We start from the raw sequence: 12,825 nt of genomic DNA on the forward strand, positions 1-12,825 counted from the left end.
GTCCTGCGCCCCTGCCAGAGGGCGCCTGGCGAAGCATAGCCGGCGAAGCGTCATTCCTTTCGTTCCTTTCCAGACTCCCCTATGACCGACCTTTCCGCGTTCCCGATCACACAGAAATGGCCCGCTACGCATCCCGACAGGATTCAGCTCTATTCGCTGCCCACGCCAAATGGCGTCAAGGTCTCGGTGATGCTCGAGGAAACCGGGCTGCCTTACGAGCCGCACCTCGTGCGCTTCGACACGAACGACCAGCTGTCGCCGGAATTTTTATCGCTCAATCCCAACAACAAGATCCCGGCCATCATCGATCCCAAAGGACCGGATGGAAAGCCGCTCGCGCTTTTCGAGTCCGGTGCGATCCTGATCTATCTCGCTGACAAGAGCGGAAGGTTCATCCCGCAGGATGCCTCCGGGCGCTACGAGACGATTCAGTGGGTGATGTTCCAGATGGGCGGCATCGGCCCGATGTTCGGACAGGTCGGCTTTTTCAACAAGTTCGCAGGTAAAGACTACGAAGACAAGCGTCCGCGCGATCGCTACGTCGCCGAGTCGAAACGCCTGCTCAACGTGCTCAATCAGCGCCTCGAAGAGCGAACCTGGATCATGGGCGATGCATACACGATCGCCGATATGGCAACGTTTCCGTGGGTGCGCAACCTGACCGGCTTTTATGAAGCGGGCGAACTGGTGCAGATCGCGGAATTTCCGCATGTCACGCGTGCCCTCGAGATGTTCCTCGCCCGTCCCGCGGTCGCACGAGGTATCGATATTCCGAAGCGCGAACCGGTCGCTGCTTAAGTCGCCGCAAGCCCGTCCGGGCGCGCCGTTGCGACATCACCCGGCGCGGACAATACGAAAGCCCTCATCCTTGGGGGCTTTTGTTTTTGGGAGAAGGCTCAAGATCCCGGGCGCATTGCCGAAATACTGACAGCAGCATTCCCAAAAGAGAACATGAAGAAGATCACCGGCTTTATTTGCGCATGCACTGCCGTGCTCGCCGTAGCGACGACCTCCGCCAACGCGCTGACCTCGGACGCGCCCGCTGCGACACCCGCGTCCGCCTCGCAGATGGGTGAAACACGCGCGCCAACGCCGCTGGAGCGGGCAATCCGCGATCAGCGCCTTCGCAAGCTGGGCATCGATCCCGACTCGACGAAAGCCCGGATCCTCAACACGTGGGTCGACAGGATTCGCACCGACCCGGCTATCATCGCGGCCGTGCCGGGCGGCGTGGACGGAGTCAGTCAGATGCTGCTCGATCCGACCGCCGGCACCGCCCTCGTTGGCAATGGTCTCGCGCGCCTGCCCGAAGCGGAACGGCTCGAGTTCTTTTCAATGTTGACCACGATCTACGACCAGGTAGTACCGCAAGACTGCTATGGCCTGACCGACCAGAAGGAAGTGATGCGCAGGGCGATCTCGTTCACCACGATGTCAGATGCGCAGATCGACACGTACTTTCGCCTCATCTACCGGATGGTGCATCAGTGGGCCGTCAACGCGCCTGTCGACGCCCCGACACCCGCGGAGCACCAGGCTGCGCTCATCAAGCTCGGCACGAGCATGGAGGCCCAGTTGCATGGCAACAAGGCCGACATCGAGCGCCTCGCGGCGATCGTGGTCGACCAGCCTCACGCCAGCCCGATCGACCGCTGCTGGATGATGCACCTCTCGCTGCACGCGATCGCCGCGCTGCCGGAAGCAGATCGCGATGTGGTGCTCCGTCAACTGTACGCTGTCGACATGAAGAAAGTCGCGGCAGCGGCCGCTGCTCCCGCAGCACCTGCTACACCTGTTGCACCTGCAGCACCTGCAGCATCTGCTGCATCTGCTGCACCTGCTGCACCTGCGCCGTTCACTTTACAGTCAGCTGGTGCGCATCCGCCTCCAACGACTCCTGCGGGCGAAAGCTTGAATGGCGCAGGTGAATGAGATCGGACCACTCCGCATTGCGACGTAGGCCCCAATAGCAGAAAGCCCTCGCAAGTGAGGGCTTTCATTTTTGCTGGCGTGGGCGACCTTATTGCGCGAAGCGGTTCAGTTTGATCGAACCGTTTTGCTGCCGCCGGAATTCATCACCAGGCGATGAACCGCAATCCGCTTACGCGAAGTTGGTCGCGGCGAATTCCCAGTTCACGAGATTCCAGTACGCTTCGACGAACTTCGGACGCGCATTGCGGTAGTCGATGTAGTACGCGTGTTCCCACACGTCGAGCGTCAACAGCGGCTTGGCGTCGGTCGTGAGCGGCGTAGCTGCGTTGCTGGTCGATACGAGGTCGAGCGAGCCGTCAGCCTTCTTCACGAGCCATGCCCAGCCCGAGCCGAACGTGCCGACTGCGACCTTCGTGAACTCTTCCTTGAACTTGTCGTAGGAGCCCCACTTCGCGTTGATCGCGTCAGCCAGCGCGCCCTTCGGAGCACCGCCACCTTGCGGCGACAGGCTGTTCCAGAAGAACGTGTGATTCCAGATCTGGGCTGCGTTGTTGAATACGCCGCCCGACGACTTCTTGACGATTTGTTCCAGCGACAGATTCTCGAACTCGGTGCCGGGAATCAGCTTGTTCAGGTTGGTCACATAGGTCTGATGATGCTTGCCGTAGTGAAACTCGAGCGTCTCTTCCGACATGTGCGGAGCGAGGGCATTCTTCGCGTACGGCAGCGGCGGGAGCGTATGTTCCATGATTGCTGTTCCTTCTATCGTGTTATGGGGAGTCTGCGGATAACGCTGTAGAGCACTCGATTGTAGGCGACTTGGAATAACCCCGCAAACCAGCGGCCTTTATGCATGGCATTGCCAGAACGCGCTGCACGAAAGCCGTAAAAGATGCTCAGGCAGCGCGTTTCGCGAGGTCAAAAGTACGGATGTCGAAGCGGGTTCGGAACCACTTTGAAGGTCGCGGGCGAGCCCGCTTCAGAACCCGTCGGTCAGGCGCGGCTGAACGTCGGCGAACGCGATATCGGCGGAGCCCTCCGCGAGATGAACGGTAAAACGGCGGCCCGGCTTGAGCGCAGCCGGCGCACGCACCGCGCGTCCGCTCTGCCCGTCGAGGAGTGCCGCGTAACCGCGCTCGAGTGTGCGTTGCGGACTCAACACTTCGAGTCGCGCAGTCAGCGTGGCGACGCGTGCCGTCTGCCGTTCGTGCAGCCGTTGCTGCGCGCCTTCGAGACGTTGACCAAGCGCATTCAACGTCGCACGATGCCCGGCGAGATCCGGACGCCAGCGCTGCCAGCGCATCTGCAACAGCGAGAACTGCGCCCGCGCATCACGCGCCGGTCGCGCACCCGCTGACGCGAGCCTTACAGAAAGCTGTTGAAGGTGAGTGCGCTGCCGCGCGAGCCGTTCGGCCGGCGAAACGAGACGGCGGGCGAGCCAGTCGAGTTGTTGCGCGCGACGCTCCATCATCCGGCCGAAGCCACGTGCGAGCGTGGCGTGTCGATGATCCAGATCGCGTAACAACAGCGCACGTTGCGGACTCACGAGTTCGGCGGCGCCGGTCGGCGTCGGCGCACGCTCGTCGGCGGCAAAATCGGCGATCGTGAAATCGGTTTCGTGCCCGACGCCGCTCACGACCGGCAGCTCGCTCGCAGCAATCGCGCGGGCAAGGACTTCCTCGTTAAACGCCCACAGATCTTCGATCGACCCGCCCCCGCGGCACACGATCAGCACGTCGACTTCGCGTCGTGCGTTCGCGCTTTCGACCATCGCCGCGAGTTTCGCGCTCACACCCGTGCCCTGCACGGGCGCCGGATAGACGATCACGGGAATATGCGGCGCGCGGCGCGCGAGCGTCGTCAGGACATCGCGCAACGCAGCGGCCTGCAAAGACGTGACAATGCCGATCGCGTGTGGATGCGCCGGCAAGGGGCGTTTGCGTTCGGCGGCAAAGAGACCTTCCGCTTCGAGCTGAGCCTTCAGTTTCAGGAACGCTTCGTAGAGACGCCCCTGCCCGGTGCGGCGCACCGCCTCGACATTCAGTTGCAACTCGCCGCGTGGTTCATACATCGTGACGAGTGCCCGCGCTTCGATACGGTCGCCTTCGCGCGGCGTGAATTCAGCGTATTGGGCGCGGCCGCGGAACATCACGCAGCGCATCTGCGCCTGCGCGTCCTTGATCGAAAAATACCAGTGGCCGCTCGACGCGCGCGTGAAATTCGAGACTTCGCCCGCCACCCAGACGAGCGGGAACGAACGTTCAAGCATCGAACCGATTGCGCGATTGAGCGCCGACACCGGCACGACGACCTCGCCGCCCGGCAGCGCGGGCGACGAAAAGGGACTTTCTGGATTCATGCGAGGGATGTGTTGACGAGGCCGGACAGACGATAGACCGACTGGCCATTCCCGTCCAGCGCGGTGCGCATAATGTGGGAAGTGTCCACATCGGTGCACCATCGTGCTCGCGAGCCGGCAGGAGGGCAGCACAGCCCTGCAATCAAAACGCATGTCATTGATTTATATGGTTTTTCTATCTAACAAATATTTAACAACACCGACAGCAGGTAACCGCGGCGGCCCTTCCCGGTCATCGGAGGCCAGGTTCTCCACAAAGTTATCCACAGCCCGGAACGGCGAAAGTTCGGGCTGCACGGCGGGCCGCCTCGTTGCGGCCGACTTGCCGCATACGACACCGGCGCGCTAGAGTGCCGGGTTTCCAGGGCGTCTTTGGCGTCCGCTTGTCGAGCTGCCGTCTGGCGCGCTCGCGTGGCGTTGCCGCCCGGCCGCCAGCCGGATCGAACGATTGCGCTTTATCTTCTCATCGCCCGGAGACCTGTGTTGCTGCCTGACCTGTCTGTCCTGCCCGCTCTGCGCGTGACGTCGTCTGGATCGGCGCGACGCGCGCCGGCGTTTTTCTCATGAGTGGCCTGAAATCCCGGATCGAGGCGCGACTTGCGCAGGAATGGCAGCAACGCGGCCCGCTCGCGTGGGCGCTTACGCCATTGGCCTGCGTCTTCGGCGCCATCGCCGCCGCGCGTCGCGCCGCGTTCGCGCTCGGCTGGCTCAAGACCGTGCAGGTGCACGTGCCGGTCGTGGTGGTCGGGAATGTGACCGTCGGTGGGACCGGCAAGACGCCGACCGTCATCGCGCTCGTCGACGCGCTGCGCTCGGCCGGCTTTACACCGGGCGTCGTCTCGCGCGGCTATGGCGCGAAGATCGTTCAGCCGACAGCTGTGACGCCGGCAACGCCCGCCACCGCCGCCGGTGACGAGCCACTGCTGATTTCGCGGCGCACCGGTGCGCCGGTCTGGGTCAGCCCGGACCGCGTCGCCGCAGCGCGGGCGTTGCGCGATGCGCATCCGGACGTCGACGTGATCGTCAGCGACGACGGCCTGCAACACTACCGGCTCGCGCGCGACTTCGAACTGGTCGTCTTCGATCATCGTCTCGGCGGCAATGGTTTTCTCTTGCCGGCCGGCCCGCTGCGGGAACCGCTGTCGCGCCATCGCGACGCCACGCTGGTCAATAACCCGTATGACCGCGCGCTGCCGCCCTGGCCGGATACGTTCGCGCTCACCCTCGCGCCCGGTGACGCCTGGCATCTCGACAATCCGAAGCTGCGCCGCCCGCTCGCCCAGTTCACCGGTGAGCGCGTGCTGGCTGCAGCCGGTATCGGCGCGCCGGAACGTTTCTTCGCAACACTGCGCGCCGCCGGACTTTCGCCCGCGACTCGCGCGCTGCCCGATCATTACGCGTTCGCGACGAATCCGTTCGTCGACGTCGATGCCGACACGATCCTGATTACCGAAAAGGATGCGGTAAAATTAGGGTCCTGGCATGATGCGCGGATCTGGGTTGTCCCAGTCGAAGCCGCGCTGGATCACCGCCTCATCGCACTAGTTGTGGAGAAAGTCCGTGGACGCTCGCCTGCTTGAAATTCTCGTCTGCCCGATCTGCAAGGGCCCGCTCAGCTACGATCGTCCCGCGCAGGAACTCATCTGCCATGCCGACAAGCTCGCCTATCCGATCCGCGATGGCATCCCCGTGATGCTCGTCGACGAAGCTCGGCAGACCGTCGAAGGCACGCCCGTCGAACCGTTGAATCCGACGTCGGGCTCGTAACGTCCGCGGGGTTCGCGAAGCGGGTCCGCTATTACCCGCTGCTTTTGCCCACCCTCACTGTTCATCCTCATTGCCCGTTGTTCGCCGCGCACCATCCCGCGCGCCGATCATCCACCTGAGCCTCTCAACCGCTGCCCTTCCTTGCGATGACCCAGTCCACACCTCCAGGCGCCCAGCCGTTCATCGCCGTCGTTCCGGCCCGCCTCGCATCGACCCGTCTGCCGAACAAGCCGCTCGCGGATATCGGCGGCAAGCCGATGGTGGTGCGCGTAGCAGAACGCGCGCTGGAATCCGGCGCGCAGCAGGTGCTGATCGCATCGGACGCGCAATCGGTGCTCGACGTAGCGCGCGAACATGGCATTGAAGCCATGCTGACGCGTGCCGATCATCCGTCGGGCACCGATCGCCTCGCCGAAGTGGCCGCGCATTTCGGCTGGAGCGACGACACGATCGTCGTCAACGTGCAGGGTGACGAGCCGCTGATCGATCCGGCGCTCGTGCGCGGCGTCGCGTCGCACCTCGCAGCCAGCGACGGCTGTGCCATCGCTACTGCGGCCCATCCGATCTCCGATCCCGCGGAAGTCTTCAATCCGAACGTCGTGAAGGTCGTGCTCGATGCACAGAGCGTTGCGCTGTATTTCTCGCGCGCGCCGATTCCGTGGGCGCGGGACGCGTATCAGCCGCACTGGCCCGATGTCGCATCGATGCCCGTGCCGCCCGCCATCGCGACCGTCTACCGGCACATCGGGTTGTACGCGTATCGCGCGAAGTTCCTGCGCACGTATCCGACGCTCACGCTGTCGCCAATCGAACAGGCCGAGGCACTCGAACAGCTGCGCGCGATGTGGCACGGCGAGCGGATCGCTGTGCTCGTCACGCAGGATGCGCCGTTGCCGGGCGTCGATACGCCGGCGGATCTCGCCCGCGTGCAGGCGCTATTCGGGTCGCGAGCATAAAAACCCATGGCATAATCGAACGGTCGCGCGAGCCGTCGGAACCAATCTTCGTCAGGGTTTCCCCTCGATTGTGCCGCCGCCTGTCTTGCAGCGCCGTCCTTCATGACGTGCTGCGCGAGACACGCCGCCGCTTTTCGCATGGGTCACAGAAACGCACTGAGCGAAGCTTTGTCGATACCCCGCAAGCCTCGCGCCACCAAAGAATTTACCTAGATCTGGAGATATCACCATGCGTTTGATCCTGTTGGGCGCACCCGGCGCGGGAAAGGGCACCCAGGCAAACTTCATCAAGGAAAAATTCGGCATCCCGCAGATTTCCACCGGTGACATGTTGCGTGCGGCCGTCAAGGCGGGCACGCCGCTGGGCCTCGAAGCCAAGCGCTTCATGGACGCAGGCGAGCTCGTCACCGACGAGCTGATCATTAACCTCGTCAAGGAACGCCTGCGCGAGCCGGACTGCGCGAACGGTTATCTGTTCGACGGCTTTCCACGCACGCTGCCCCAGGCAGAAGCGATGAAGCAGGCGGGTGTCGCGATCGATTACGTGCTGGAGATCGACGTACCGTTCGACGAGATCATCGTCCGGATGAGCGGCCGCCGCATGCATGCAGCGTCGGGTCGCACGTATCACGTGAAGTTCAACCCGCCGAAGGTCGACAACATCGACGACGTGACAGGCGAGCCGCTGATCCAGCGCGACGACGACAGGGAAGAAACGGTCAGGAAGCGTCTCGACGTGTATGTCGCGCAGACGAAGCCCCTTATCGAGTACTACAACGAGTGGGCAAAGCGCGGCGACGAGAACGGCCTGAAAGCGCCGCAATACCGGAGTATTTCCGGGCTCGGCTCGGTGGATGAAATCCGCGCGCGCGTGTTCGATGCGCTGAAGTGAACGCACCGGAAGTGAGCTGAAAAACCCGCCTCGTGCGGGTTTTTTTATTTGCTGGCCACCGCGTTATAAAAAAGCACAGTCGCCCTCTTTTGCTGCGACTGCACCTTGTACCGCTACAATCGTCGATCAATAAATATTCAAACCTGAGCGGTCGACGGACCGAAACAAAGGAGCAGTCATGGAGATTCGCAACAACGTATTCCTCATCACGGGCGGCGCATCGGGCCTCGGCGCGGCGACTGCGCGCCTCGTGGTCGAGCACGGCGGCAAGGTTGTACTCGCCGATCTCAACCAGGACGCCGGCAAAGGCCTCGCGAAGGAACTCGGCGGCGTGTTCGTGAAATGCGACGTCAGCCGCGAAGAGGACGCAACACACGCCGTCGAAGCCGCGACGAAGCTCGGCACGCTGCGCGGCCTGATCAACTGCGCAGGCGTCGCGCCGGCGATCAAGACGGTTGGCAAGGATGGCCCGCATCCGCTCGACGCCTTCGCAAAAACCATCTCGATCAACCTGATCGGCACCTTCAACATGATCCGCCTCGCGGCGGCTGCGATGTCGAAGAACGAGCCGAATGCGAACGGTGAGCGCGGGGTGATCGTCAACACGGCTTCGGTGGCTGCGTTCGACGGACAGATCGGGCAGGCGGCCTATGCGGCATCGAAGAGCGGCGTGGTCGGCATGACGTTGCCGATCGCGCGCGATCTGTCGCGCAACGCGATCCGTGTAATGACGATTGCCCCCGGCATCTTCGAAACGCCGATGCTGCTCGGCATGCCGCAGGACGTGCAGGACGCGCTCGGCGCGATGGTGCCGTTCCCGCCGCGCCTCGGCAAGCCGTCGGAGTACGCGATGCTCGTCAAGCAGATCCTCGACAATCCGATGCTAAATGGCGAGGTGATTCGCCTCGATGGTGCGATCCGGATGCAGCCGAAGTAACGCTTAAGTAAGCATTACGCTGGCGGAAATGAAAAACGCCTGCGATGCGCATCGAGCGCATCGCAGGCGTTGTTGCTTGTGAGCTGCGCGAGGTATCGCGCCTTACATCGGCATCGAATCAATCGCGGTCGTTATGCTGCGTGCGCTGACGCAACTCGTGCAACTGGGACTCGACGACGGTTGCATCTTCCGCATCCGGACGGTCGCCGAGATAGCGTTCGAGGTCCTCGAGCGCAGGCCGCAGGTAGTCCAGCCGCGCATACGCGAAGCCACGATCGCGCACTTCCTCGATGCTTTCCGGCAACAGGATCACGAGACGCTGCTGCACACCGAGCAGACGCTGCCAGCGTTCTGTCTGAAGATAGGTCGCCTTCAGGTTGCGCAGCATGCGCGCGATGATCTCGCGACGCGTCGCCGGTTGCAGCAGTATCCGCAGCGCTCGCCCCACCGACTCCCCCGCTTTCGCCACATACGGCTCGAGCATCTCGACCATCTCGGGTTCGGTCAGCGAATGTCCCGAGGTCGGATTGAGCATCACGTCGCCGTCGGGCGTTGTCACGCGCAGCAGGAAATGCCCCGGAAACGACACACCCCGCACCGGAACGCCAATCTGGCTCGCCATCTCCAGATACAGCACCGCGAGCGAGATCGGAATGCCGCGACGACGCTTCAACACGATATTCAGATGACTGTTGTCGGGATCGTAGTAGTCGTTGAGGTTGCTGGCAAAGCCCAGCTCGCGAAAGAAGAAACGATTCAGGATGCCGACTTTCTGCTTGAGGTCGGCATCGTCCGGCATACGGCGGCGCAGCCGCACGACCAGCTCGTCGATCTCGGCGAGCACGCCCGTCATGTCGAGATCCGGATAGGCGTCCTGCGCAAGCGACAGGGCCGCTTCGGTGAGCGGCAGGCTGTCGTCGTCGGCTACAAGCGTACTGAAATAGTCGAGAACCCGCGTCATCGTCATCACTTCACCCGCCTTCTGAAATACGCGTATTTGAAGCCCATCGCCCAGAGCATACCGAAATATAACGCGGCGAACAGGACGAGGCACGCGCCCAGCAAAACGATGCGGCGCACAGGTTCGGCGTGCAGGCCGACCCAGTCGAAACTGATGGAGAACCAGTGCATCGCGCCGGCCAGGACGAGGCACGCGCCGAGCAACTGCACGAAGAAATGCGCCCAGCCGCTCGACGGCATGTAAATGCCACGGCGACGCAGCATGATGAACAGCAGCGATGCATTCACGCACGAGCCGAGGCCGATACTGAGCGTCAAGCCGGCATGCGCGAAGATCGGCACGAACACGTAATTGCTCATCTGCGTGACGATCAGCACGCCGACCGCGATTTTCACTGGCGTCTTGATGTCCTGCTTCGCGTAAAAACCCGGTGCGAGAATCTTGATGAGGATCAGTCCGATCAATCCAACACCGTATGCCGACAATGCACGGCTCACCATCACCACCGCATGGCCATCAAACCTGCCGTAGTGGAAGAGCGTAGCGGTCAGTGGCTCAGCGAAGAAGAACAGCGCGACTGCGCTCGGCGCGGCGAGCAGGAACGTCACGCGCAGGCCCCAGTCGAGCAGCGACGAATATTCGTGCGGATCAGCGTCGACGTGCGCCTTCGACAGGCTCGGCAACAGGATCGTGCCAAGCGCGACGCCGAGCAGCGCGGTGGGGAACTCCATCAGCCGGTCGGCGTAGTTGATCCACGACACCGCGCCGGGACCGATATGCGACGCGATGTTCGTGTTGATGATGAGACTGATCTGCGAAGCGGATACTGCAAACATCGCGGGCACCATTTTCGACAGCACGCGCTTGACACCGCGGTGCGCGAGCGCGCGCACCGGGTTCAGACCGATGCGCGGCATCATGTCGATTTTCTTCAGCCCCGGCAACTGTACGAGGAACTGCAGCACGCCGCCCGCGATCACCGCCCATGCGAGCGCATAAACGGGCGTCTTCATATGGGGTGCGACGAATACTGCCGCAACGATGAACGCAACGTTCAGCAGAACGGGCGCAAACGCAGGCAGCGAGAAACTCTTGTATGTGTTGAGCACCGCGGACGCAAGCGACGTCAGCGAGATAAACACGATGTACGGAAACATGATCCGCGTCATCGAAACGGCAAGCGTATACGCCTGTCCGTCGGCCCGCAGGCCGGACGCGACGACGAAGACGACAAACGACGCGCCGGCAATACCGATCAGCGAAAGCACGACGAGCGCCCAGGCAAGCACGGTCGAGGTCGCGTCGACGAGCGCCTTGGTCGCGTCGTGGCCTTGCTGGTTCTTGAACTCGGCAAGAATGGGCACGAAGGCCTGGGAAAATGCACCTTCTGCCGAAATCCGGCGCAGCAGGTTCGGGATGCGGAAGGCGACGTAGAACGCGTCGGTATATTGGCTGGCGCCGAACGCTCGGGCGATCAACGTCTCGCGGGCCAGACCGGTCACGCGCGACAGCAGCGTGAATCCGCTGACCGTCAGCAGGGCTCGGAATAGATTCATGGGGCGCTTATTATACGGGTGCCGCTCGCACCGGCGAGCGAACGAAGAGCCAGAACGCGAATCGGACCGCGTCCGGCGCCAGACGTTCGCGCAATGTTCTGCTGGATAGCCGCTTGCCGCGGCGGCGCCGCAAGCGCGCGTCCGCGGATTTGCCGACGCACCGGAAGCGGCCGGGCGCGCGCCGCACCTGGTCAGATCGACTTTTCCGATTGCCACGTGCCTGATTTTGTTGCTATAATCGCCGGTTTCGAAGCTCGCTCAGCTTTCGGGTCATTCCTGAATCACTCCGAAGCATGGCAGTTTTCGCGTATCGGTCAGTCTCAGTCGACTCAATTGCGCCTCTGGGCAATCGCTTCCAGAGGTTCTGATAAAAGCAGCGTCGGCCCATTTACCAGGGCGACTCTGGAAACAGGAACAGGATAAGGAACCGTCATGGCTAACTCCGCACAAGCACGCAAGCGCGCCCGTCAGGCCGCCAAGGCAAACTCGCACAACTCGGCGCTGCGCTCGAAGTTCCGCACCGCGATCAAGGCAGTCCGCAAGGCGATCGACGCCGGCGACCAGGCCAAGGCCGCTGAACTCTTCAAGGCGTCGTCGAAGACCATCGACATCATCGCCGACAAGAAAATCGTTCACAAGAACAAGGCTGCTCGTCATAAGAGCCGCCTCGCTGCAGCCATCAAGGGTCTGCAAGCGCCCGCAGCGCAGTAAATCCGGTCAGCCCGCTTCGGTGGGCTACCTCCTGTTTCCGCTGCGTCATGAAAGCCCGCCCTGGCGGGCTTTTTTGTTTGCCTCGACGGTTTTCGCCCTCATCCCGGCGAGCCGCGCGGCACACTCAACGCGCCGCGACCAACACATCCAGCACCAACGCCGGGCACAAAAAAACCCGCTGCCGCGGGTTCTTGCCTTGGTTGCTGCCGCGAGTCACACGCCAGCCGTCTACTCGACCAACCGACTACGCCTTCTCCGCTGCAATCTGCTGCTGCGTGCCGTGGTGAGCCGGCAATTCGCACGCCTCGGTCACGACGAGATCGTTATCTTTCGCGAAGTTCATGACGAAATCGAAAGCCATCGGCTCGATGTCACGCAGGCGCGAATCGAGAATGACGACCTTGAGGTCGCCTATGATCGTCGGACGCACATACACCGAATATTGCATATAGGCGTTCGGCCCCCTCCTGGCGCCGGGACCGAACGATGACATCACGCCAGCGAGTCGCTCCGACCAGTCGCTCGGCCGAAACTTCCTTCCGCTCTTCGTGATGCCCTGAATGAAATATTCGGTTGGAGGTGCTTCGGCCATGTAGAGATACCTGTGTGACTGCCCTGCGAAGTGCCGGCGAATGCGGCTGCCTGAATACACCGGACACGACAACCCCTGAACGCATTGCGCGGCGCAGAAAACCCCGCGCGGGGGGGAAGTGAGCGCTACGTGCGCCGCATGCGTCGGGTACGCTTGACAGCC

General features: G+C 62.6%; 13 protein-coding genes. 8 read left to right on the forward strand and 5 right to left on the reverse strand.

Annotation, left to right across the window (positions count from 1 at the left end):
- Positions 1-81 precede the first annotated feature (81 nt).
- Together P3T23_RS20355 and P3T23_RS20360 are read left to right on the forward strand one after the other, a co-directional pair.
- Positions 82-798 carry a glutathione S-transferase N-terminal domain-containing protein gene (locus tag P3T23_RS20355; RefSeq protein WP_429317929.1) on the forward strand — a complete coding sequence of 239 codons (717 nt, stop codon included), beginning with the start codon at positions 82-84 and terminating at the stop codon, positions 796-798.
- A 153-nt stretch (positions 799-951) separates the two neighbouring features.
- Positions 952-1,932, forward strand: a complete 981-nt coding sequence (locus tag P3T23_RS20360; protein WP_429317930.1) for a hypothetical protein — start codon at positions 952-954, stop codon at positions 1,930-1,932.
- 169 nt (positions 1,933-2,101) lie between these two features.
- Here P3T23_RS20360 and sodB read toward each other — a convergent pair whose 3' ends face one another.
- Both sodB and xseA read right to left on the reverse strand, forming a co-directional pair.
- Positions 2,102-2,680, reverse strand: coding sequence for a superoxide dismutase [Fe] (sodB, locus tag P3T23_RS20365; RefSeq protein WP_429317931.1), 579 nt, complete (start codon positions 2,678-2,680; stop codon positions 2,102-2,104).
- Positions 2,681-2,911: 231 nt separating this feature from the next.
- Positions 2,912-4,291 carry an exodeoxyribonuclease VII large subunit gene (xseA, locus tag P3T23_RS20370; RefSeq protein ID WP_429317932.1) on the reverse strand — a complete coding sequence of 460 codons (1,380 nt, stop codon included), beginning with the start codon at positions 4,289-4,291 and terminating at the stop codon, positions 2,912-2,914.
- A gap of 563 nt (positions 4,292-4,854) precedes the next feature.
- Between xseA and lpxK the strand changes: the two genes are divergently transcribed.
- The 5 genes from lpxK (at position 4,855) to P3T23_RS20395 (ending at position 8,843) form a co-directional block, all read left to right on the forward strand.
- Complete coding sequence (gene lpxK, locus P3T23_RS20375; RefSeq protein ID WP_429317933.1) at positions 4,855-5,871, forward strand: tetraacyldisaccharide 4'-kinase; 1,017 nt, start codon at positions 4,855-4,857, stop codon at positions 5,869-5,871.
- The gene (locus P3T23_RS20380) at positions 5,852-6,058 is read left to right on the forward strand and encodes a Trm112 family protein (RefSeq protein ID WP_429317934.1); all 207 of its coding nucleotides are present in this window, start codon (positions 5,852-5,854) and stop codon (positions 6,056-6,058) included. Before lpxK ends, P3T23_RS20380 begins: the two co-directional genes overlap by 20 nt.
- A 146-nt stretch (positions 6,059-6,204) precedes the next feature.
- Positions 6,205-7,014 (forward strand): 3-deoxy-manno-octulosonate cytidylyltransferase, encoded by an 810-nt coding sequence (gene kdsB / locus P3T23_RS20385; protein ID WP_429317935.1) that lies wholly within the window; start codon positions 6,205-6,207, stop codon positions 7,012-7,014.
- Positions 7,015-7,243: 229 nt separating this feature from the next.
- Positions 7,244-7,906 (forward strand): adenylate kinase, encoded by a 663-nt coding sequence (gene adk / locus P3T23_RS20390; RefSeq protein ID WP_429317936.1) that lies wholly within the window; start codon positions 7,244-7,246, stop codon positions 7,904-7,906.
- Between the two features lie 178 nt (positions 7,907-8,084).
- Positions 8,085-8,843: a 3-hydroxyacyl-CoA dehydrogenase gene (locus P3T23_RS20395; RefSeq protein ID WP_429317937.1), complete on the forward strand. Its 759-nt coding sequence runs from the start codon at positions 8,085-8,087 to the stop codon at positions 8,841-8,843.
- A 118-nt stretch (positions 8,844-8,961) separates the two neighbouring features.
- Here the strand turns inward: P3T23_RS20395 and P3T23_RS20400 are convergent, their stop codons facing one another.
- Together P3T23_RS20400 and murJ are read right to left on the reverse strand one after the other, a co-directional pair.
- The gene (locus P3T23_RS20400) at positions 8,962-9,804 is read right to left on the reverse strand and encodes a SirB1 family protein (protein WP_133664083.1); all 843 of its coding nucleotides are present in this window, start codon (positions 9,802-9,804) and stop codon (positions 8,962-8,964) included.
- 5 nt (positions 9,805-9,809) lie between these two features.
- Positions 9,810-11,360: a murein biosynthesis integral membrane protein MurJ gene (gene murJ / locus P3T23_RS20405; protein ID WP_429317938.1), complete on the reverse strand. Its 1,551-nt coding sequence runs from the start codon at positions 11,358-11,360 to the stop codon at positions 9,810-9,812.
- A 432-nt stretch (positions 11,361-11,792) separates the two neighbouring features.
- Here murJ and rpsT point away from each other — a divergent pair, with 432 nt between their 5' ends.
- Positions 11,793-12,071 (forward strand): 30S ribosomal protein S20, encoded by a 279-nt coding sequence (gene rpsT / locus P3T23_RS20410; RefSeq protein WP_133661919.1) that lies wholly within the window; start codon positions 11,793-11,795, stop codon positions 12,069-12,071.
- A 244-nt stretch (positions 12,072-12,315) separates the two neighbouring features.
- Here the strand turns inward: rpsT and P3T23_RS20415 are convergent, their stop codons facing one another.
- A complete protein-coding gene (locus tag P3T23_RS20415; RefSeq protein ID WP_429317939.1) occupies positions 12,316-12,663 on the reverse strand; it encodes a DUF3579 domain-containing protein in 348 nt (115 codons plus the stop codon).
- Positions 12,664-12,825 lie beyond the last annotated feature (162 nt).

The sequence above is a fragment of the Paraburkholderia sp. GAS448 genome, assembly GCF_050435685.1.
Lineage (GTDB): Bacteria > Pseudomonadota > Gammaproteobacteria > Burkholderiales > Burkholderiaceae > Paraburkholderia.